Consider the following 22,750-nt stretch of genomic DNA (forward strand, 5'->3'; position numbering starts at 1 on the left):
CAAACGGCAGCATCGCTGGCCGCCCGCCATGCCGCGCTCAAAGACAGCATCAAAGCCATCTTCGCCCTTCACAAGGGGCGCTATGGCTATCGCCGCATCACGGCTGCCATCTGCCGACTGGGACGGCGCGTCAATCACAAGACAGTTCAGCGGCTGATGGGGCAAATGGGTTTGAAATCGCTGGTGCGGCCGAAGAAGTATCGGTCCTACAAGGGCGCTACCGGCCGCACCGCTCCCGATCTCATCCAGCGCAAGTTCACGGCTGAGGATGCAAACCAGAAATGGGTGACGGATGTGACCGAGTTCAACGTTGCGGGCGAAAAGCTCTATCTCTCACCGGTCATGGACCTCTTCAATGGCGAGATCATCGCCTTCGAGACAGCCCGCCGTCCCGTCTTCAAACTCGTGGAAAAAGGCGCTGGACCGGCTGGGGAGCGGCGAAAAGCCGATCCTGCATTCCGATCAGGGATGGCACTATCAGATGACCGCCTATCAGCGCACGCTTGAAAAACACGACGTCATCCAAAGCATGTCACGCAAAGGCAACTGCCTCGACAACGCGGCAATGGAAAGCTTCTTCGCGGTGCTGAAATCAGAGCTGTTCTACCCGACCAAATTCGCCAGCATTCAAAGCCTGCAGTCCGCCATCACCGACTATATCAACTACTACAATCACGACAGGATCAAAATGAAACTCAAAGGGCTGAGTCCTGTACAATACAGAACCCAGCCCTTAAATCTGCCTTGCCTTTAAACCGTCCAACTTAATGGGGTCAGTTCAGATCCGGCGGGTCTTTTCACGTTTATGCAAACAGGTCAGAAGCGATCGTCTTCGTCTTCATCCTTGTCCTTGGGGGAGGACTTCAGAGACTTGAGCTTGGCAAAGACGGCATCGGCGTCGATTTCGCGTTCTTCTTCGCGTTCGAAATTCGGGCTCATGCGCTCAGTTTCCTGGGCGGACTGCAGCGTGGCGCCGAGTTCGGCGGCGGTCGGCAGTGGCCGGCCCCTGGATGCCTTTTCCACTTCCATATCGAGGTCGATCTGGCTGCAGAGGCCGAGCGTGACCGGATCCATCGGCGTCAGGTTGGCCGAGTTCCAATGCGTGCGTTCACGAATCTGCTCGATCGTCGATTTCGTCGTGCCGACGAGGCGTGAAATCTGAGCATCCTTCAGCTCCGGGTGATTGCGAACGAGCCAGAGAATGGCATTCGGACGGTCCTGGCGCTTGGAAACAGGCGTGTAACGCGGACCACGGCGCTTGGATTCGGGAACGCGAACCTTCGGCTCCGAGAGTTTCAACTTGTGGTTCGGATTAGCTTCGGCGCGGGCAATTTCATCGCGTGAAAGCTGGCCGGTCGAGATCGGGTCCAGGCCCTTGATGCCCTGCGCTGCCTCGCCGTCGGCAATTGCTTTCACCTCGAGGGGATGCAGCTTGCAGAACTGGGCGATCTGATCGAAAGACAGCGCCGTATTGTCGACGAGCCAGATGGCGGTCGCCTTCGGCATGAGCAATTGTTGAGCCATGGATATAGTCCTTCTGTCGTCCGCGCCGGTGTCGCGGTCCGTGGATATCACCATAATATCCGGGAAATATGGCGCTATATAACTGGAGTGACGCAGAATTGCAATTGATCAGGAATGAAATGACCTTTGTCTAATTGCCGGGTGCTTTTGACCTGCTATGAATGCCTAAATCGAGTTCCGGTGATCGCCTTGCGCAGTTAGCCGGTGCCTGTGTTGAGGAGGAACCACATGTCGGAAAAGATCCATCCGGTTACGAAACTGGTGAAGAGCCATGCCCTGATCGATAAGGCCAAGTATGAGAAATGGTACGAGGATAGCATCGAGAACCCGGACAAATTCTGGGGCAAGCACGGCAAGCGGATTGACTGGTTCAAGCCCTATACGAAGGTCAAGAACACGTCCTTTACCGGGAAGGTCTCGATCAAGTGGTTCGAAGACGGTCAGACGAACGTTTCCCACAACTGCATCGACCGCCACCTGAAAACGCACGGCAACCAGGTCGCCATCATCTTCGAAGGCGACAATCCCTATATCGACAAGAAGATCACCTATAACGAGCTCTACGAGCATGTCTGCCGCATGGCGAACGTGTTGAAGAAGCATGGCGTCAAGAAAGGTGACCGCGTCACCATCTATATGCCGATGATACCCGAAGCGGCCTATGCCATGCTCGCCTGTGCCCGCATCGGCGCCGTGCATTCCGTCGTCTTCGGCGGGTTCTCGCCGGAAGCGCTTGCCGGCCGTATCGTCGACTGTGGTTCGACGTTCATCATCACGTGCGACGAGGGCGTGCGCGGCGGCAAGCCGGTGCCTCTGAAGGACAATGCCGATACCGCGATCCACATCGCGGCCCGCCCGCATGTGACGGTGGGCAAGGTCCTCGTCGTGCGCCGGACCGGCGGCAAGACCGGCTGGGCTCCCGGCCGCGATCTTTGGTACCACCAGGAAGCGGCGACGGTGAAAGCCGAGTGCCCACCTGTGAAGATGAAAGCGGAGGATCCACTGTTCATCCTCTATACCTCTGGCTCCACCGGCAAGCCGAAGGGCGTCTTGCACACGACGGGCGGATATCTTGTCTATGCGTCGATGACCCATGAATACGTCTTCGACTATCACCATGGCGATATCTATTGGTGCACGGCCGATGTCGGCTGGGTGACCGGCCATTCCTACATCGTCTACGGTCCGCTTGCGAATTGCGCGACGACGCTGATGTTCGAAGGCGTGCCGAACTTTCCCGACCAGGGCCGCTTCTGGGAGGTCATCGACAAGCACAAGGTCAACATCTTTTATACTGCTCCGACAGCGATCCGTTCGTTGATGGGCGCCGGCGACGATTTTGTCACCCGCTCGTCCCGCTCGTCCTTGCGCCTGCTCGGGACGGTCGGCGAGCCGATCAACCCGGAAGCTTGGGAGTGGTATTACAATGTCGTCGGCGATGGCCGTTGCCCGATCGTCGATACCTGGTGGCAAACAGAGACCGGCGGCATCCTGATCACGCCGCTGCCTGGTGCGATCGACCTGAAGCCGGGTTCAGCGACCGTCCCATTCTTCGGTGTGAAGCCGCAGCTGGTCGACAATGACGGCAAGGTGCTGGAAGGCACTGCCGACGGCAACCTGTGCATTACCGACAGCTGGCCCGGGCAGATGCGCACGGTCTATGGCGACCATGAGCGCTTCATCCAGACATACTTTTCCGCCTACAAGGGCAAGTATTTTACCGGCGACGGCTGCCGCCGCGATGAAGACGGCTACTACTGGATCACCGGTCGTGTCGACGATGTGCTGAACGTATCCGGCCACCGCCTCGGCACGGCCGAGGTGGAGTCCGCGCTCGTCTCGCATAATCTGGTTTCGGAAGCCGCGGTCGTTGGCTACCCGCATTCGATCAAGGGACAGGGCATCTATTGCTACGTCACGCTGATGGCCGGAAACGAAGGATCCGATGAGTTGCGCCAACAGTTGGTGAAGCATGTTCGCTCAGAAATTGGCCCGATCGCATCTCCGGACAAGATCCAGTTTGCGCCCAGCTTGCCGAAGACCCGTTCCGGCAAGATCATGCGCCGTATTCTGCGCAAGATTGCCGAGGACGATTTCGGCGCGCTCGGAGATACGTCCACGCTTGCCGATCCGGCGGTCGTTGATGACCTCATTGCCAACAGGCAGAACAAGGTAACCGCGTGAAATCAGAGCGGCTCCCGGAAACCCGGGAGCCGCTTGTCAATCGTGCTGGCACAGACGGGCGCGCAGCTCCGCGCGCCCTCGTATTCACGGGCGCCTTCCAACAGCATATCTTCGGCCGGGTTCTCATCTGAACGAACCGCATTGGCGGCAATCAGGCCAAAATAGTTGTCGCTCTTCATCAACCGCACACGGGGTGAACCCGCCGTCAAGTCTTGCAGTGCGTCGACAGACAGCCCCGGCGAATCGCGAGGACTTCAAAGGTCGAGAAGAAAAGGAATATTTCCTTAAAAATCGATCGCACGGCCGTTGATTTCGTAATCGCCGAAGCGCGCTGGCTCGGCTCCTCCCCGTCCACCGATCTCCGGTGGCAGTTCCAGGGGTTTCTGGTTCCTGCGTCGTTCCTCGGCTTCGGCAAGCGCGCGTTTGGCAGCGGGAGACAGAACCTTGCGCGGCAGTTCTGCTCCTTCTGCCACAGTGCTATCTACATTGTCGTTGTCGGCTGGCTGCAATAGCGTCTCCCGCCGGAAATATTGAAAATGGCTGACGAATAACCAAATCATAGTGCGCCGGCGCCTTGATTGAAACCCTTTTGCCGCAAATGGGAGATGGAGACCTCGATGAACCTCGTTCGCACTGCCATGTTGCTTGCCTTCATGACGGCTCTGTTCATGTTCGTCGGATTCCTGATCGGTGGCCGCGGCGGCATGATGATCGCCTTCCTGATCGCTGCGGGTATGAATTTCTTTTCCTACTGGAATTCGGACCGGATGGTGCTTTCGGCCTACCGGGCGCGGGAGGTCGATGAGCGCAACGCGCCGGAATTCTTCCGCATCGTTCGCGATCTTGCGCAAAATGCCGGGCTGCCCATGCCGAAAGTCTATCTCTACGACAATCCGCAGCCGAATGCCTTTGCCACGGGCCGCAATCCGGAGAATGCCGCCGTGGCGGCCTCGACGGGGCTGCTCAGCGCGCTCTCGCCGGAAGAAGTGGCGGCTGTGATGGCGCATGAACTGGCGCATATCCAGAACCGCGACACGCTGACGATGACGATCACGGCAACGCTTGCCGGCGCAATCTCGATGCTCGGTAACTTCGCCTTCTTTTTCGGCGGCAATCGCGAGAACAACAATAACCCGTTCGGTTTCGTCGGCGTGCTTCTGGCGATGATCGTAGCGCCGCTCGCCGCTATGCTTGTGCAGATGGCGATCAGCCGGACGCGCGAATATTCTGCCGACCGGCGCGGCGCCGAAATCTGCGGCAACCCCCTATGGCTCGCTTCCGCGCTCGGCAAGATTGCCCGTGGCGCGGCGCATATCCCGAATTATGATGCCGAGCGCAATCCTGCGACAGCGCATATGTTCATCATTAATCCCCTCTCCGGGGAGCGTATGGACAACCTGTTTTCGACGCACCCGAATACGGAAAACCGTATTGCAGCACTTCAGGAAATGGCAGCAAACGGTATGAATGGCTCGACGGCGACGGTTCGTACTGGTAATCCGTCGCGCAGATCGCGCTCGGTTCCGAATACGGGTATTGGCCGCGGTGGTTCCCAACCGCCAAAAGGTCCCTGGTCTTGAATTCAGACGGCAGAAACAAGCCATTCAACAAAAAGAAACCGCCTTTAGAACGCCTGGCGGTCAAGCCGGGCCTAGAGGCGCGTGCGGCCGCAGCGAAGATTCTCGCTGCCGTGATTGACCGCAAACTGCCGCTAGATGGTGCATTGGATCACGAACACGGAAATCCCGCATACAAGGCACTCAGGGAGAGCGATCGCGCACTGGTTCGCGCTATTCTCAACAGTGCGCTCCGTCACCTGCCCCGCATCGATGCGGCGATTGCTTCTCTATTAGACTCGCCGTTGCCCGAAGGCGCGCGCGCACTTCATCATGTGCTTGCGGTTGGGGCGGCGCAGATCCTTTATCTCGACGTCCCCGACCATTCGGCGGTCGATCTTGCCGTCGAGCAGGCAAATCAGGATCCTCGCAATCGCCGCTTCGCAAAACTGGTGAATGCGATCTTGCGACGACTTGGCCGCGAGAAGGAGAAGGTCCTCGAAGACGTCGCGAAGATTTCGCCGATGCCGGCTTGGTTTATCGACCGTCTTGAAAAGGCTTACGGGAAAGAGGCCGCCGCGGCGATCGCCGAATCTCAGCTCGAGCCGGCGGCAATCGATCTCACCGTGAAGTCGGATGCGGCAGGCTGGGCAGCAAGATTGAATGGGGAAGTCCTGCCGACCGGTGGCGTGCGTCTCGCAGCCTTTGATGGCACTATCCCCTCCCTTGAAGGTTTCGATCAAGGCGAATGGTGGGTGCAGGATGCCGCGGCAAGCATTCCGGCCAAGCTCCTTGGCGACCTGTCTGGCAAACGCGTCGTCGATCTTTGCGCCGCACCGGGCGGCAAGACCGCACAGCTCATTCTCGCCGGAGGTAGCGTCACTGCGATTGATCAATCTGAAAGCCGATTGAAGCGCCTACGCTCCAATCTCGACCGCCTTGCCCTCAAGGCAGAAACGCTCGCGACGGATCTTGTGAAATACCAGCCGGGCGAGCCGTTTGATGCCATCCTGCTCGACGCGCCCTGCTCCTCGACGGGCACCACGCGCCGTCATCCGGATGTCCTCTGGACGAAGGGGCCGGAGGACATCGCAAAGCTTGCTGGCGTGCAAGAACGCCTGCTTCGCCATGCGCTGACGCTCCTGAAGCCTGGCGGTACTCTCGTCTTTTCAAATTGCTCGCTGGATCCAGTCGAAGGCGAGGATGTCGTCAGCCGCATCTTGGCGGACACAGCGAATGTCGAGCGCGTCCGGATCGACGCTGCTCTATGGCCCGGTTTGGAAATGGCGATCAGTCCGCTTGGCGAATTCCGGACGACCCCCGCCATGCTGCGCATGCCCGCAACGGTCGCTTCAGGTCTTGACGGTTTTTACGCTGCAGTGCTGCGGCGTCTTGCCTGATTGCATGGACCTTCCCTAGATTTCGTTTCTGTCACAATTAATGCAGTCTTTCCGCTGAAACCGGCTCTCATTCACCTATTCTTAATCATGAGGGTCAATAGACAATAGAATATGCAGTCCGGCCGGCGGTTTTCGAGTTTGTATGTTCGGGAGGCTTGGCGCCGCATGTCGCGGCGCATCGCATCCCTGCGCCTTCGCCTTTTGCGCCATACAATCCAAGTGCCCGAGAGGCTTATCGTCGCGCCGACTGATCTTCGCGCCATCGATTCTCATATCGCCGAGGAGATCATGAACGGCCGCTTCGCTCTGGCAGGCCGCCTGCTGGAGACAAACGGCAAGTCACCCTTCGGCTTTACGCTTCCCTCACGCGCTTTTGCCAGCCGTTTGCATGGCTTCGGCTGGCTTCGCCATATGCGTGCCTACAAAAGCGATCAAGCTTGCGCGGTTGCCCGGGCGATCGTCGATAGCTGGCTCTCGTTGCACGCTGGCCGCATGGAAGGCATTGCCTGGGAAATCGATGTCACTTCACAGCGAGTGATTGCCTGGCTCTCGCATTCGCCGGTCGTGCTGCAGAATGCTGATCGCGGCTTTTACCGTCGTTTCATGAAGTCTCTGGCGTTTCAGGTTCGCTACCTGCGCCGTATGGCGGCTTTCGCGCCGGCGGGGGAAGGTCTTTTCCGCCTGCGGATCGCCCTCGCCATGGCTTCGATTGCAATGCCAGCGCGACAAGGTGTGTTGCGCAAGGCCGCCCAGGCGCTGGATAATGAATTCGATAGCCAGATTCTACCGGACGGCGGGCATATCTCCCGCAATCCCCGCACAGGCCTGGAATTGCTTCTCGATCTCCTACCGCTCCGGCAGACCTATGTGAACCTCGGTCACGATCTGCCGCAGAAGCTGATTTCAGGCATCGATCGCATGTATCCGGCGCTGCGCTTCTTCCGCCACCACAATGGCGACCTCGCGCTCTTTAACGGCGCGACATCGACGCTTGCCAACGAGCTGATGTCGGTTCTGCGCTATGACGAAACGGCCGGCCCACCGTTCAAGGCGATGCCGCATTCGCGCTATCAACGTCTTGCGGCGGGAAATACCATTTTGATCGCCGATACCGGTCCTCCCGCAGCAGGCCCCCTGTCGCGCACGGCGCATGCAGGCTGCCTTTCCTTCGAAATGTCCTCGGGTCGTCATCGCTTTATCGTCAACTCCGGCTCACCGAAATTCGCTGGTCGCCGCTATGTGCAGATGGCGCGCACGACTGCGACGCATTCGACCGTGACACTGAACGACACCTCATCCAGCCGCTTCTCGGCTTCGGAATTTCTCGGTTATGTCATGACGGATTCGGTGAAGACCGTTAGCGTCGAGCGCGCTGAAACCGACGACGGACGCGACGGCATCAAGGTCAGTCACGACGGCTATCTGAAAAATTTCGGCATGCTCCATGAGCGCGAACTGACTCTGAATGCTGCAGGCTCCATCGTCACTGGCCGTGATCGGCTGGTGCCGCAGGGCGAGCGCGTCATTGACGAGCCTCTTCGTGCTGCCGCGCGCTTCCATATCCATCCGGCCATAAATGTGAAGCAGAGCGATCGCGAGTCCGTGTTGCTGACAGCGCCGGATGGCGAAAGTTGGCTCTTTTCGTCGCCGGGGAACGAAGTTCTGATCACTGAAGATATCTTTTTTGCTGACGCCTCCGGCATCTGCGGTTCTGACCAGATCGAGATCGACTTCGTTTTTGCCGAGAAGCCGGAAATTCGCTGGTTTTTGTCCCGCAAGAGCTAGTCGCCGTTTGCGAAGCGGCATAGCTCGTGCTAACGCGGCGCCATTATCCTGTACGTCCCTTGCCGGATGTCTCCCGAAGCCCGAACGGAGAAGGTTCATGGCCGTCACTTCCAAGAAAATCCCCGCCCCTGATAAGGTCAAGGTCAAGACCGCGCTACTCTCCGTCTCCGATAAGGCGGGTATTGTCGAGCTTGCCCGCGTGCTTTCCGAAAAGGGCGTCCGCCTGCTTTCGACAGGCGGGACGCACAGGGCCATCACAGCCGCGGGTTTGGCTGTCACCGACGTTTCCCAAGTCACCGGTTTTCCGGAAATCATGGATGGCCGGGTGAAGACGCTGCATCCGACGGTCCACGGCGGTCTTTTGGCAATCCGTGATGATAGCGCGCATCAGGAGGCCATGAAGGCGCATGGTATCGAAGGTATCGATCTTGCCGTCATTAACCTCTATCCATTCGAAGATGTGCGTGCCGCCGGTGGTGATTACCCCACGACGGTCGAGAATATAGATATCGGTGGTCCGGCAATGATCCGTGCCTCTGCGAAGAACCATGCTTACGTTACGATCCTGACCGACCCTGCAGATTACCCGGAACTGCTCGAACAGCTTTCGGCCGATGCAGGTCAGACGAGCTATGCGTTCCGCCAGCGTATGGCAGCCAAGGCGTATGCCCGCACCGCTGCCTATGACGCGATGATCTCAAACTGGTTCGCTGAAGCGCTTTCCATCGATACGCCGCGCCATCGGGTGATCGGCGGCGTTTTGAAGGAAGAGATGCGCTATGGTGAAAATCCACATCAGAAGGCGGCTTTCTACGTTACCGGGGAAAAGCGACCGGGTGTTTCGACGGCGATGCTGCTGCAGGGCAAGCAGCTCTCCTATAACAACATCAACGACACCGATGCGGCCTACGAACTCGTCGCTGAATTCCTGCCTGAAAAGGCGCCCGCCTGCGCCATCATCAAGCACGCCAATCCTTGTGGCGTTGCCACGGGGCCAAGACTTGTCGAAGCCTACAAACGGGCGCTCGCCTGCGATTCCGTTTCTGCGTTCGGCGGCATCATTGCGTTCAACAGCACGCTCGATGCGGAGACCGCCGAAGAGATCATCAAGCTCTTCACCGAAGTGATCATCGCTCCGGATGTAACCGAAGAAGCCAAGGCGATCGTTGCGAGGAAGCCGAATCTGCGCCTGCTTTGTGCCGGCGATCTGCCCGATCCGCGTGCCGCTGGCCTGACGGCGAAAACAGTCTCCGGCGGCCTGCTGGTCCAAAGCCGTGACAACGGCATGATCGAGGATCTGGAGCTGAAGGTCGTGACCAAGCGCGCGCCGACGCAACAGGAACTGGAAGACATGAAGTTTGCCTTCAAGGTCGGCAAGCACGTGAAATCAAATGCCGTCGTTTACGCCAAGGATGGCCAGACGGCCGGCATTGGCGCCGGCCAGATGAGCCGTGTTGATTCCGCCCGTATCGCTGCCCTGAAAGCCGAGGAAGCCGCCAAGGCGCTGGGTTTGCCTACTGCGATGACACGCGGCTCTGCGGTTGCTTCGGAAGCCTTCCTGCCGTTCGCCGATGGTCTCCTGTCGATGATTGCAGCGGGTGCGACGGCAGTCATCCAGCCGGGTGGTTCGATGCGCGACCAAGAGGTTATCGACGCTGCCAACGAGCACGACGTCGCCATGGTATTCACCGGCATGCGCCATTTCCGCCATTGAGCGGACAGAACGTTAGGCGCTTAGCCGGCGTCCGGCGTTCATTTCAGTCTTGCTTCCTGTCCGCCGGATAAGGGGTCGCGATCAGCAGGATCAGTCCGCCTGCGAGAAAAAGAATCAGCGTTGCCATGCCGAGACGCGCTGATCCGCTGGCATAGGTTATCAGCGAGAAGAAGAGCGTCGCCATGAAACTCGTGGCGCGGCCGGATAGCGCATAGATGCCAAAATAGCGCCCTGCCTCCTGCGGGCTGACGCTGCGCGCCAGATAAGAGCGCGACGAAGCCTGGACGGGACCAAAGGCGAGGCCGATCAACAGCCCGTAAAGAATATAGGCCTTTTCCGCCGCTGTGCCGAAAAGCCCTCCGGTGTCGGCCGTTGACATCGGCAGCAGGCCGAAAAGCGTATATCCAGGCCCCGTCGAAATGATCCCGAGGGTGGCGAGCAAAAGCAGCGTCAGGCTGATCAGGATCGTTGCTTTTGATCCGATCCGGTGATCAACGCGCCCGGCGATGACGCAGCCGAATATCGCGACGACATTGAGGATGATCCCATAAAGTCCGATTTCGATCGTCGCCCATCCAAACATGCCGGCGGCGAAGGCGCCGCCTAGGATCAGCAACCCGTTGACTCCGTCTTGATAGATCATGCGGGCAATCAGGAATTTCAGGATGCCTCTTCGGATCTTCAACTCGCTGATTGTGTTTGCGACCTGCCTGAGGCCGGAACGGACGGCAGCAGCGAGCGGCAATCCCTTCGCCGCATCGGGTGTGAAGAGAAACATCGGAATGATGAAGATGAGATACCAGACCGCGGAAATCGGCCCTGTAATACGCGCGTCCTCACCGATATGAGGATCAAGCCCGAACAACGGGTCGAGCCCCAACAGCGTCTTCCCCGTTTCCAGGTTTCCCGCAAGAAGCGTCACAACAGTGATGAGCACGATCATGCCGCCGAGATAGCCAAGCCCCCAGGCCGTATTGGACAGCCTGCCGACCTCCTCCTTGCCCACAAGGCGCGGCATCATGGAATCGTTGAAGACGATCGAGAATTCCGCGGCGATCGAGGCGAAAATCATCAAGATTACCGGATAGACAAGCGGCGAACCGGGCGCGGCGAACCAAAGGCCGAAGAGGCTGACAACCTTGATGATAGCGAAAAAAGCTATCCATGGTTTGCGGGCGCCGGACTGATCGGCGATGGAGCCGAGGATCGGGGAGAGCAGGGCTATGATCACCGAAGAGATCGTCGCGGTATTGCTCCACATCGCTTGTGCCGAAACCGGATCGTCCGTCAGGCGTGAGACGAAGTAGGGCCCGAAGATGAACGTGGTCACGACCGTGAAAAACGGTTGCGCGGCCCAATCGAAAAGCATCCAGCTCCAGATGCCCTTTTCCGACGCCTTCTGCGGCGCCGGCGTTCCCGTTCCGGTCCAGTCTATTCTGCTCACGCCTACACTCCCGCATTCGCGGCGGACTGTGTCACCTCGCCCGGTCGCGTGCAAGATCGGTTAAAAGACCTGCGGCCACTGTGATTCGTGCAAGAGTTGGATCGCCGCTGTCGCTGAGGTTTGACAGCTCTTCGGCGATGCGGTTGATCCTGATGCGATCGACTCCATGCCAGGCCTGAACCGGCAGCTTTTCCTTGCCATGCTCCGACAGCGCCGAGATGACGATATCGCGGCGGGCACTGGCAATTTGGTCGATGCTGCGCGCCAAGGCCAGGCTTTCGTAGTGATCCGACGTGAGAATGCGGGCGCCGGCTGCAAGCAGCCTCCCGACGCGGAAGGTCTGCGATACGGCAAAATAACTTTCCGCGGCACGTCCGAGCGCCTCGCCTGTGCGTTCGGCGATCTGCATGATCTCCGGCACCAGCACAAAGCCCGGCAGGCCGGCAATGACGTCGGCCAATCTTTCTGGCAGCCCGGCTTCGCGATACTCCATGGCACGCGCCTCGAACTCCGCGGGAGCCTGCGCAGCGAAGGAGGGCTTTAGTTTCTTCAACGCAGTCTGAAGCCGACTAATGGTTTCTGCTATGCCGCCTTTTGCCATGCCGGTCTTCAGGAGCAAGCGAGTCAAAACGGTGAAGCTATGGCCGATCTCTTCATAGACACGGTTCTGCATCTGTCCGGAAATGTTACCGTCCAGCGCATCGGTCTCGGTCCAAAGCCTGGTCAGGTCGAAGCCATCGCGGGCGATGATCGCGGCACGGACGACTTCCGGCGCTGACGCCGCTGTCGCATCCATCATGCTCACCACAAAGCCGGGACCGCCACGATTGATTGCCTCGTTGGCAAGCACCGTCGCGATGATTTCGCGCTTCAGCCGATGAGTTGCGATGTCGGAGGCATTGGTTTTCTGCATCTTAGCCGGGAAGTAGTTTGAAAGGGTCGACGCAAAATAAGGATCGTCCGGGAGGTCGCTTGCGGCAACGGCATCGAAAAGCACGATCTTGGCGTAAGAGAGCAACACGCCGATTTCCGGCCGCGTGAGCGGCCTGCCGGCAGCATAGCGCTCGGCAAGCGTCGCCTCATCGGGAAGCGTTTCCACCTTCCGGTTGAGCTGCTTGGCGCCTTCCAGCACGCTCATGAAGCGCGCGAGCTCAAGGCCGTTAGCGGTTCCCTTGCGTTCGGTCAGCGAGATCGCCAGCGATTGCAGATAGTTGTTGCGCAGAACGAGTGCCGCAACTTCGTCCGTCATCGAGGACAGCAGTTGATCGCGTTTTGTGCGTGTGAGCCGCCCGTCATGCATCGCGTTGGCGAGCGCGATCTTGATGTTTACCTCGACGTCCGAGGTGTTGACGCCGGCTGAATTGTCAATCGCATCGGAATTGCTCCGTCCGCCTTTAAGCCCATAAGTGATGCGGCCTTTTTGCGTGACGCCGAGGTTGGCGCCCTCCCCGATCACCTTCGCCCGCACTTCATCAGCCGTGATGCGGATCGGATCGTTGGAACGATCGCCCACTTCCGTATCGGTTTCCGTCTGCGCCTTCACATAGGTGCCGATGCCGCCGAACCAGAGAAGATCTACCGGGCTCTTCAGGATTGCTGTTATGACCTCGAAGGGGGTTGCCACCGCTTTGTCGATGCCGATTGCGGCAACCGCTTCCGGGGTCAGCGTGACCGATTTCGCCGCGCGGGAAATGATCATCGCGCCTTTCGAAAGAACCGACTTGTCGAAGTCCTGCCAACTTGAACGCGGCAGGTTAAAGAGTCGCTGCCGTTCGGCGAGCGTCTTTTCCATGTCCGGATCGGGATCGATGAAGATGTCACGGTGGTCGAAGGCGGAAACCAGCTTGATCTTTGGAGAAAGCAGCATGCCGTTGCCGAAAACGTCGCCGGACATGTCGCCGACACCGGCCACCGTAAACGGTGTCGTCTGGATGTCGATATCCATCTCGCGGAAATGACGCTTTACAGTTTCCCAGGCGCCACGCGCAGTGATGCCCATTTTCTTGTGGTCGTAGCCGGCCGAGCCGCCTGACGCAAAGGCGTCGTCGAGCCAGAAACCAGCTTCCTGCGCCAGTGCGTTGGCGGTGTCGGAAAAGGTTGCCGTTCCCTTATCGGCGGCGACGACGAAATAGGGATCGGCGCCGTCGAGCCGTACCGGATCTGCCGGAGGCACGATTTCGGTGCCTGAAATGTTGTCGGTGATCGAAAGCAGGGTGCGGATATAGGTCTTGTAGGCTTCGCGGCCGGCATTGAAGATCTCGTCGCGGCTGCCGCCAGCTGGCAGTTTCTTCGGATAAAAGCCGCCCTTGGCGCCGACTGGAACGATAACGGCGTTCTTCACCTGCTGCGCCTTTACGAGGCCCAGGACTTCCGTTCGATAGTCCTCGGCGCGATCCGACCAGCGCAGGCCGCCGCGGGCAACCTTGCCGAAACGCAGGTGCACGCCCTCGACCTCGACGCCATAGACGAAGATTTCCCGGAAAGGCTTTGGGTCCGGCAGGCCATCGACGAGATTCGGATCGAGCTTGAAGGCAAGCATCGCCTTCGGCGAGCCATCGGCATTGCGCTGGAAGTAGTTGGTCCGCAGCGTCGCATCGACGACATTGATGTATCGGCGCAGGATGCGGTCATCGTCAAGGCTCGGCACATTGGCGAGCGCCGTCTCAATCGACCGATGCAGGTCGGCGCTCTTTTTCATGCGCGCCTTCTCGCTAAGCTGCGGATCGAGCGCCTCATAAAAGAGGCGGAAGATCGACGCGGCAATCTCTGGGTATTTGTCGAGGGTCGTTGCGATGTAATCCTGCGAATAGGCGATACCTGCCTGACGAAGATAACGCGCATAGGCCCGCAGGACATTCGTCTCGCGTGCGGAAAGCCCGGCTGAAAGGATGAGCCGGTTGAAACTGTCATTGTCGATCGTGCCGTCGAAAGCAGAAATGAAGGCCTCTTCCAACGCGCCACCATGACGGCTGAGGTCAATTTCGGCGCCACTGCGGTCTTCAAGCTCCATATCGTGCAGTACGACGATGTTGACCGAGCCATCTGCGGTTGAAACTTCGATGTCGAAGGTCCGCTCGCTCAGCACGTTGAAACCGAGATTTTCGAGAAGCGGCACGCGGCGCGAGAGCGGAAGCTGCTCGCGAGCATGGAAAATCTTGAGTGAGAAGACCCGGCCGCGTTCCGCATCATTGCGGTAATAGAACTCGATGCGTATCGGCTCGCCAGAGGCGCAATCGGTGATGTCGGGGAGATCGGCAACCGTTTCTTCAGCGGTGAAGGAATCCTGGAAGGCATTGCTGACGACGATCTTCGGCGCCTTCGGCCCAGCCAGCGCTTCGAAACGATCGTCCCAGCGGGCGGTGATGGCGCGGATCGCTTCCTCGAGCTTCGATTGCGGGATGCGCGGCGTTTTGCCGCCGGACCGGCCGATGATGAAGTGTACGCGCGCAACCCGCCCTTCGGGGAAGGCCGGGTAATAGGCAGAGACCCGGCCGTCATAGACGGTCTTCAGATAGTTGCCGATCTTTTCGCGAACGATGGAATCGTACTCCTCGCGTGGTACATAGACGATGACCGAGACAAAACGGTCGAAATGATCGATGCGCGGCAGAACGCGGACGCGCGGCCGTTCCACAAGGTCATTGATCTGTTCGGCGAAATTCGCGAGCAGCGTCGTGTCGATCTGGAAAAGATCGTCGCGTGGATAAGATTCCAGCGTGTTGTACAACATTCGGCCGGAATGGCTCATGGGATCGAAGCCGAAATGATCTGTCACTTTGGCAACTTTGGAACGGATGAGCGGAATTTCCGAAGCCGAAGACGTATAGGCCGTAGAGGTAAAGAGGCCGACGATGCGCAATTCACCGGTGACGTTGCCGTCCTTGTCGAATCGCTTGACGCCGACATAATCCATATAGGCGCGGCGGTGGACGACGGATTTCACATTCGCCTTGGTGACGATCAGGAAATCCGGACCATCGAGAAAGGCGAGGATTTCCGGCGTTGTCGTTACGGCATCCTTGCCGGTGCGCAGCACCAAGACATCCGGATCGGAAAGAATGCCGAGGCCAGCGCCTTTGTCACGCTCGACCTTCGCTTCGCTCCCGTTGCTGGAATAGACATATTCACGCATGCCAAGGAAGGTGAAGTTTTCATCGCGTAGCCAGGTGAGGAAAGCCAGTGCTTCGTCCCGGTCGGCCTTCTTGCGGCTGGCGCTGTAGCTGCCCAATTCGGCAATCACGGTGTCGAGCTTGGAAAGCATAGGCTTCCAGTCGGAAACAGCCTGGCGGACCTGCTCCAGCACGATCATGATGCGCTTTCGAAGGTCGCCGGATTGCGCCGTAGTCAACGGCGAAATGTGAATCTGGATATGGCTGACACGTTTTGCCGGATCGCTCGGCTCTTCGGCTGAATAAAGTACCGGCGTCTTGCCATGCTCCACCACCAGGATCGGATGCACCGCCATATAGAGATCGCGATAGGTGCTTGTGATCTCGCTCATAACCGACTCGTAGAGGAACGGCTTATTCTGATCGGTAACCGTCAGGACCGAGACCGCAACGCCATCGGGTTCGACATCGGCCAGCGTTTCGATCGTAACGCGCGGGACCTTGCCGTCCCAGCCAGCGAGCTCCTTAGCAGAATGAACGGCCGAAAGCGCCAGCATCTCCGGTGTGTAGTGATCGAGGTCGTCTCCGCTCGCCCGGCCGAAGAGGATTTCCGGATCGAGATACTGCTCTTTGGCTGCAGCAGCGATCTTCTTTGCGCTTTCGATCAGCTTTTCCCGTCGCGGATGGTTTTTGGCAGCCATTGAAGACATTCCCCCGATTTGTGTGATTTGCCGCAAGTTAGCAGAAGAATTATCGAAAAAACCCCTAAAAGAGGCTCCACCTTCGCAGTTTTTGTGGGTTTTTGACCTTGTTTCAGTAGAATTTCAGGGGATTCTCCAATTATGGGAAAGCCCAGGCCGGTCTTGGATTTTCTCAGCTCGCCGAGATTTCCACGCATGGATGAAGAATGGTTGACAGGCGCGCGGCAAAAGGACGATCAACAGCGCATCGAATTCAGGGTTTAAATGACTATGCCGGATAATAGTGCTGCAGGAACGGTGATCGTCATCTCCAGCCATGTCGTTCGCGGTTCGGTCGGCAATCGTGCCGCTGTCTTCGCGCTTGAGACGCTCGGCCATCAGGTCTGGGCACTGCCGACGATCATTTTGCCTTGGCATCCCGGTCATGGCCGTTCGACCCGGCTCACTTTTGCGGAGGCCGATTTCGATGCCGCCATCGATGATCTCATCCGTGCACCGTGGGTTGGAGAAGTGAAGGCAGTCTTGTCTGGTTATTTCGGAAACGCTGCCCAGGCTAGTTCTGTTGCCCGTTTGGTCAGTGCATTGCGTGAAAAGAACTCCGAGCTGCTTTATGTCTGCGATCCGGTGATGGGCGATCTGGGAGGTCTCTATGTGCCCGAAGCGACGGCGGAGGCGATCCGCGACCATCTGATCCCGCTTGCGTCTTTGGCGACACCCAACCGCTATGAGCTGGCCTGGATGGTGGGCGCACCATTGGAGGACAATACAGCTGTTATGGAGGCTGCTTTGTCACTCGGTCCTTCCCGCATGCTTGTCACCTCCGCTATTGCGATGATGGCTGGGGGCACCGGAAATCTCTATCTTTCCGGCCGCCATGCTCTGCTTGCCGAGCATCGTGTCGTCGACAAGCCGCCGAATGGACTGGGCGACCTGCTGGCGGCCGTCTTCCTCTCGCGGCTCCTATCCGGGATGGACGACGAAAAGGCGCTGCAGCTTGCAACAGCCAGCGTCTTTGAAGTGCTGGTGCGTGCGGTCAAACGCGGCAGCGATGAGCTTACGCTCGCAAGCGATGCATCAAGCCTGTCGACACCGATGGCCATGGTGCAGATGCGCCGCCTCATGCACCCCGCCCAACGGAAGAAGAGTTAGCGGGCGCCCGTTTGCGCATTTCGCGTGCGCAGCAGTTGATCTTGCCGCGTCTGCGCGCTAATCGACAGTCATGCAGTGTTTTCCAACTTCACTTCTGGACGGCTATCGCAACTTCATGAACGGGCGGTACGCCGACGCCCGCGACCGCTATAAGATGCTGGCTGAAAACGGGCAAAGTCCGAATACGCTGGTGATTGCCTGTTCGGACTCGCGCGCAGCACCGGAACTTATCTTCGACGCTGGCCCCGGTGAGCTTTTCGTCATCCGTAATGTTGCCAACATGGTACCACCTTACGAGCCGGATGGCCATTTTCACTCGACATCTGCCGCTTTGGAATTCGCCGTACAGGTCTTGAAGGTTTCCGACATCGTCGTCATGGGCCATGGCCGCTGCGGCGGTATCCGCGCAGCGCTTGATCCCAATTCCGAACCGCTGTCGCCTGGTGATTTCATTGGCCGCTGGATGTCGCTCGTCCGGCCCGCTGCCGAGCAGATCCAAAGCAATGACGTAATGACTGCCGCTGAGCGCCAGACGGCGCTCGAGCGCGTCTCGATCCGCAACTCGCTCAATAACCTCAGAAGTTTTCCGGATATCAAGGCGCTTGAAGAGGCGGGGAAGATCGCCCTGCATGGGGCGTGGTTCGATATCTCGACCGGTGAACTATGGGTGATGGACGCGGAAACGCTCGATTTTATCCGCCCGGAAGTATAACCTTCGCGGGCGGGAAGCTCACTGGCCGTCGATCTGCTGGCCGATATAAGCGATTGCCTGTTGGTAGACCGTTGCGGCGTTCCAGCCTGCGATTGCTGCAAAGTTCGCTTCGCCTGGCTGATAACCGGCGCCGGGCTGCCAGCCATGGCCCCTAAGGAAGTTTGCCGTCGAAGCCAGGGCATCAGCGCGCGAGCCAACCATGTCGACGCGGCCGTTGCCGTCGCCGTCGGCTCCGAAACGGACCACATTGCGCGGCAGGAACTGCGTCTGGCCGATTTCGCCATGTGCCGCGCCGCGAGCCTGCGGGTTCAGATAGCCTTCGGAAACAAGTTGCAGAGCGGCGTAAAGCTGATCGGTGAAATAATCCGAGCGGCGGCAGTCGTAAGCGAGCGTCGAAACGGCAGATAGGGTATGCTGATTGCCCATATAACTGCCGAAGCCGGTCTCCATTCCCCAGATCGCAATAAGCGGACCGGCCGGAACGCCGTAGCGGCCTTCGATCGAGGCAAAGAGTCCCTGATTGGCGCGTTTCATGCTTCTGCCGCGGGAGATGATCGTTGCGCCGCCCCGCTTCTTCATGAATGCGTCGAAGGACAGCTTGAAGCTCTTTTGGCCACGGTCGGCTGCGATTGTCGATTTATTATAGCTTACATTGGCGAAGGCCCGGTTTAGCACCGATGGGCTGACGCCGCTGGCGGCCGCTTCCTGCTTGAAGTCTGCAACCCAGGCTTGGAAACCCGCGCTGTTGTTGCCGCACTGGGCAGCCTTTGCTGCTGCCGGAAGAGCTTGGAGTACGCTCGCCGCAGCGACGACCGCCACAAAGAATTTTGTCATGCTCATAAGAAACCCCGATCTCCATCTGCACAAGCTTGGCGCCGCGCAAGAATGCCAGCAGCAGATAATTTTGTCACGATCACCCTTCGGTGGGCCTTGCAACCTGATGGCCGTCGGCCAGCTTTCGTAGGAGCCCCGCATAATCAGGTGATATGCGGGGCTGATAGTAAAGTATGGTTAATTATTGGTGTCAGGCGGCCTTCTTGCGTGGCTTGATCAGCCCGCGGTTGACGAGGAGCTCCGCAATCTGGATTGCATTCAGAGCAGCGCCCTTGCGTAGGTTGTCCGACACCACCCATATATTGAGGCCATTCTCGACGGTCGCATCTTCGCGGATGCGCGAAATATAGGTCGCGTCTTCGCCGGCAGATTCGTAAGGCGTGATATAGCCGCCGTTTTCGTGCTTATCGATAACGAGGCAGCCTGGAGCGTCACGCAGGATCTCGCGCGCCTGATCGGCGGTGATCTCGTTTTCGAACTCGATATTGACCGATTCCGAATGGCCGATGAAAACCGGAACGCGTACCGCCGTGCACGTGACCTTGATTTTCGGGTCGAGCATCTTCTTGGTCTCGGCTAGAACCTTCCATTCTTCCTTGGTGTAGCCATCCTCCATGAAGACGTCGATATGGGGAATGACATTGAAGGCGATGCGCTTCGTGAACTTCTTGTTTTCGATCGGATCGGCAACGAAGACGGCGCGTGTCTGGTTGAAGAGTTCGTCCATGCCGTCCTTGCCTGCGCCGGAAACCGACTGGTAGGTCGAGACGACAACGCGCTTGATCTTGGCGAAGTCATGCAGGGGCTTCAAAGCCACAACGAGTTGTGCGGTCGAGCAATTCGGGTTGGCTATGATGTTGCGCTTGGTGAACTGCGTCACGGCATCCGGGTTCACTTCAGGAACGATCAGCGGCACGTCGGCGTCGTAGCGCCAGGCGGAGGAGTTGTCGATCACGACGCATCCCTGCTGGCCGATCTTCGGCGAGAATTTCTTGGACACCTCGCCACCAGCAGACATCAGGCAGATGTCGGTATCGGAGAAATCGTAGTTCTCCAGATTGGAAACCTTCAGTGTCCGGTCACCGTAGGAAACTTCCGTACCCTGCGAACGCGCGGAGGCTAGCGCCACGACTTCGTCGGCGGGGAAGCCGCGCTCCGAGAGGATGTTGAGCATTTCCCGGCCCACATTTCCGGTCGCTCCCGCAACTGCAACTTTGAATCCCATTTCAAGCTCTCTTTCTCTTCTCTCCTCTGTCCGGTGAGGGGGAAGGCGCGAAACGATCGCGGCTTCCTGTCCCCAGCCGGGCCGGGGAGAGAGCGGCAGGCCAGAGACGTCAGACGGTTTTCGTCGTCGTTTTGGCCTTGGTTTTGGAAGAAACCGGAACAGCAATATCCATCCCGGCACCCGGTGCCAGATCATTGCGCGCAGCAATGGCGTGTTCGTCGCGAACCATGGATATTCCTTTCCGCCGTTGCTCATAAAAGGTTTTCCACAGGAGTCAAGGTTTTTGCAACCTTGCTCTCTGTCGAGCACTTGGGCAGAGGTTGCGGCCCAAACCGGAAGAAGCCTCGCCTGCGACAATCTGTGCATAGGCATTAGACTAAAGTCATAATCCCAAAGCCGCTCTCTTTCTCCGAATCCTTTTCTGTCACACTCTCGTCAGGCGAGTTGCGTCCAAGGATGCTTTGAGGAGAGCTTGGGGCGCGTCTCGTTGCTTATCACTCTGTGGAGGACAGACAATGGCAAATGTCGCAAGCGTCGGAGACGCGAGAGTCGGCCCGATGACAGGCGAGGAGAAGAAGGTCATCTTCGCCTCGTCGCTCGGGACTGTTTTCGAATGGTATGACTTCTATCTTTACGGTTCACTCGCCACCTATATCGGCGCTACCTTTTTCAGCCAGTATCCGGAAACGACGCGAAACATCTTCGCGCTGCTCGCCTTTGCAGCGGGTTTCCTGGTGCGCCCGTTCGGCGCATTGGTCTTTGGCCGCCTCGGCGATCTGGTCGGCCGCAAGTATACCTTCCTGATCACGATCCTGATCATGGGTCTGTCAACCTTCCTAGTCGGTATCCTTCCAGGTGCGGCGTCAATCGGTATTGCAGCTCCGATCATCCTGGTCGCTCTGCGCCTGCTGCAGGGCTTGGCGCTCGGCGGCGAATACGGTGGTGCAGCGACCTATGTGGCCGAACATGCGCCGCATGGCCGGCGCGGCTTCTTCACGTCATGGATCCAGACGACGGCAACGCTCGGCCTGTTCCTTTCGCTGCTGATCATTCTCTTCGTCCAGTCCATGCTTGGCGCCGCCGATTTCGCCGCCTGGGGCTGGCGTATTCCATTCCTCGTCTCGGTCGTCCTGCTTGGCGTTTCCGTCTGGATCCGTCTGAAGATGAACGAGTCACCGGCTTTCCAGAAGATGAAGGCCGAGGGTAAGGGTTCGAAGGCGCCACTGACGGAAGCCTTCGGCCAGTGGCGCAACGCTAAGGTGGCGCTGCTTGCGCTCTTTGGCGCCGTCATGGGGCAGGCCGTCGTCTGGTATTGCGGTCAGTTCTACGCGTTGTTCTTCCTGCAGAACATCCTGAAAGTCGACGCGCAGTCGACCAACCTGATGGTCGCTGCATCGTTGTTGCTCGGCACCGGCTTCTTCGTCTTCTTCGGCTGGCTTTCCGACAAGATCGGTCGCAAGCCGATCATCATGGCCGGCCTTCTGCTCGCCATGGTGACTTACTTCCCGCTGTTCAAGGCTCTGACCAATTTCGCCAATCCGGCGCTTGCAGAGGCACAGGCCACGATCCGCGCAACGGTCACTGCGGCACCGGGCGATTGCAAGTTCCAGTTCAACCCGACCGGCACCGCGAAGTTTACCACCTCGTGCGATATCGCCACTTCATTCCTGACGAAGAATTCGGTACCCTATGATGTTGTCAGCGGGGCCGCCGGTTCAGCCGCCACGGTTAAAATCGCCGACGACACGATTACCAGCTATGATGCCGCTGCCGCTGGCGATAAGGCGAAAGCCATGAACGGCGCGTTCGAAAAGGGCATCAACATCGCGCTTCGCGACGCTGGCTACCCCTTGGTTCGCGGTGCGGCCAAGGTTCCGGAATCCAAGCTCGATGCCTTTATCGCCGCCAATCCGGAGCTGGCTCTCAATGCTGATGCGCTTCGTGCAGGTCAGAAGGAGACGGTCCCAGCCTCCAAGCTCGTGACCGACAAGCTGCTGACAGCCGACGAGGCCAAGGGCGTCACCGACATGGCTGTCTACACGGTCGCCAACGCTGGTGCTTTCACCATGGTTGCCGATCCGGCAAGGCTCAACTGGGTAGGCGTCGTCGCTGTCCTGACGGTCCTCGTCATCTACGTGACGATGGTCTACGGGCCGATCGCTGCCCTTTTGGTCGAGCTCTTCCCGACCCGTATCCGCTATACCGGCATGTCGCTGCCCTATCACATCGGCAACGGCTGGTTCGGTGGTCTGCTTCCGGCAACCGCCTTCGCGATGAGCGCCTTCAAGGGCGACATCTATTACGGTCTCTGGTACCCGATCATCTTTGCGGGCATCACCCTGGTCATCGGCATGATTTTCCTGCCGGAAACCAAAGACCGCGATATCCGCACGATGGACTGAGGCAAACCATC

14 protein-coding genes and 2 pseudogenes are annotated in these 22,750 nt (G+C 58.6%); 9 read left to right on the forward strand and 7 right to left on the reverse strand.

Going from position 1 to position 22,750, the window contains the following annotated elements:
• Nucleotides 1–754: pseudogene (locus C9413_RS00005) on the forward strand (IS3 family transposase); the annotation flags it as partial.
• Nucleotides 755–816: 62 nt separating this feature from the next.
• Here C9413_RS00005 and C9413_RS00010 read toward each other — a convergent pair.
• On the reverse strand, nt 817–1,524 hold the full coding sequence (locus C9413_RS00010; RefSeq protein WP_039846535.1) for a DUF1013 domain-containing protein: 708 nt from the start codon (nt 1,522–1,524) through the stop codon (nt 817–819).
• Between the two features lie 228 nt (nt 1,525–1,752).
• Here C9413_RS00010 and acs point away from each other — a divergent pair, with 228 nt between their 5' ends.
• Entirely contained in the window at nt 1,753–3,708 is a 1,956-nt protein-coding gene (gene acs, locus C9413_RS00015) for an acetate--CoA ligase (protein WP_170250091.1), read from the forward strand.
• A gap of 284 nt (nt 3,709–3,992) precedes the next feature.
• Here the strand turns inward: acs and C9413_RS00020 are convergent, their stop codons facing one another.
• Nucleotides 3,993–4,217 carry a DUF1674 domain-containing protein gene (locus tag C9413_RS00020; RefSeq protein ID WP_039847053.1) on the reverse strand — a complete coding sequence of 75 codons (225 nt, stop codon included), beginning with the start codon at nt 4,215–4,217 and terminating at the stop codon, nt 3,993–3,995.
• A 108-nt stretch (nt 4,218–4,325) separates the two neighbouring features.
• Here C9413_RS00020 and htpX point away from each other — a divergent pair, with 108 nt between their 5' ends.
• The 4 genes from htpX to purH all read left to right on the forward strand — a co-directional run bounded on the left by htpX (nt 4,326) and on the right by purH (nt 10,163).
• Entirely contained in the window at nt 4,326–5,288 is a 963-nt protein-coding gene (gene htpX / locus C9413_RS00025) for a zinc metalloprotease HtpX (protein WP_039847052.1), read from the forward strand.
• Nucleotides 5,279–6,664, forward strand: coding sequence for an RsmB/NOP family class I SAM-dependent RNA methyltransferase (locus C9413_RS00030; RefSeq protein ID WP_039846533.1), 1,386 nt, complete (start codon nt 5,279–5,281; stop codon nt 6,662–6,664). Before htpX ends, C9413_RS00030 begins: the two co-directional genes overlap by 10 nt.
• Nucleotides 6,665–6,775: 111 nt before the next feature.
• Complete coding sequence (locus C9413_RS00035; RefSeq protein ID WP_039846532.1) at nt 6,776–8,449, forward strand: heparinase II/III family protein; 1,674 nt, start codon at nt 6,776–6,778, stop codon at nt 8,447–8,449.
• A 97-nt stretch (nt 8,450–8,546) separates the two neighbouring features.
• Nucleotides 8,547–10,163 carry a bifunctional phosphoribosylaminoimidazolecarboxamide formyltransferase/IMP cyclohydrolase gene (gene purH / locus C9413_RS00040; protein WP_039846531.1) on the forward strand — a complete coding sequence of 539 codons (1,617 nt, stop codon included), beginning with the start codon at nt 8,547–8,549 and terminating at the stop codon, nt 10,161–10,163.
• Nucleotides 10,164–10,206: 43 nt separating this feature from the next.
• Here the strand turns inward: purH and C9413_RS00045 are convergent, their stop codons facing one another.
• A complete protein-coding gene (locus C9413_RS00045; RefSeq protein ID WP_039846530.1) occupies nt 10,207–11,607 on the reverse strand; it encodes an MFS transporter in 1,401 nt (466 codons plus the stop codon).
• A gap of 31 nt (nt 11,608–11,638) precedes the next feature.
• A complete protein-coding gene (locus tag C9413_RS00050) occupies nt 11,639–16,417 on the reverse strand; it encodes an NAD-glutamate dehydrogenase (protein WP_170250092.1) in 4,779 nt (1,592 codons plus the stop codon).
• Nucleotides 16,418–16,687: 270 nt separating this feature from the next.
• Between C9413_RS00050 and pdxY the strand changes: the two genes are divergently transcribed.
• Both pdxY and C9413_RS00060 read left to right on the forward strand, forming a co-directional pair.
• Nucleotides 16,688–17,566, forward strand: coding sequence for a pyridoxal kinase PdxY (gene pdxY, locus C9413_RS00055; protein ID WP_039847051.1), 879 nt, complete (start codon nt 16,688–16,690; stop codon nt 17,564–17,566).
• 70 nt (nt 17,567–17,636) lie between these two features.
• Complete coding sequence (locus C9413_RS00060; protein ID WP_039846528.1) at nt 17,637–18,278, forward strand: carbonic anhydrase; 642 nt, start codon at nt 17,637–17,639, stop codon at nt 18,276–18,278.
• Between the two features lie 18 nt (nt 18,279–18,296).
• Here the strand turns inward: C9413_RS00060 and C9413_RS00065 are convergent, their stop codons facing one another.
• The 3 genes and pseudogenes from C9413_RS00065 to C9413_RS34365 all read right to left on the reverse strand — a co-directional run bounded on the left by C9413_RS00065 (nt 18,297) and on the right by C9413_RS34365 (nt 20,646).
• Nucleotides 18,297–19,118, reverse strand: coding sequence for a lytic murein transglycosylase (locus C9413_RS00065; protein ID WP_039846527.1), 822 nt, complete (start codon nt 19,116–19,118; stop codon nt 18,297–18,299).
• 184 nt (nt 19,119–19,302) lie between these two features.
• Entirely contained in the window at nt 19,303–20,337 is a 1,035-nt protein-coding gene (locus tag C9413_RS00070; protein ID WP_022717572.1) for an aspartate-semialdehyde dehydrogenase, read from the reverse strand.
• Nucleotides 20,338–20,446: 109 nt separating this feature from the next.
• Nucleotides 20,447–20,646, reverse strand: a pseudogene (locus C9413_RS34365) (hypothetical protein).
• 206 nt (nt 20,647–20,852) lie between these two features.
• Between C9413_RS34365 and C9413_RS00075 the strand changes: the two are divergent.
• Nucleotides 20,853–22,739 carry an MFS transporter gene (locus tag C9413_RS00075; RefSeq protein WP_039846526.1) on the forward strand — a complete coding sequence of 629 codons (1,887 nt, stop codon included), beginning with the start codon at nt 20,853–20,855 and terminating at the stop codon, nt 22,737–22,739.
• Nucleotides 22,740–22,750 lie beyond the last annotated feature (11 nt).

The organism is Rhizobium sp. SEMIA 4085 (assembly GCF_013004495.1).
Lineage (GTDB): Bacteria > Pseudomonadota > Alphaproteobacteria > Rhizobiales > Rhizobiaceae > Rhizobium > Rhizobium gallicum.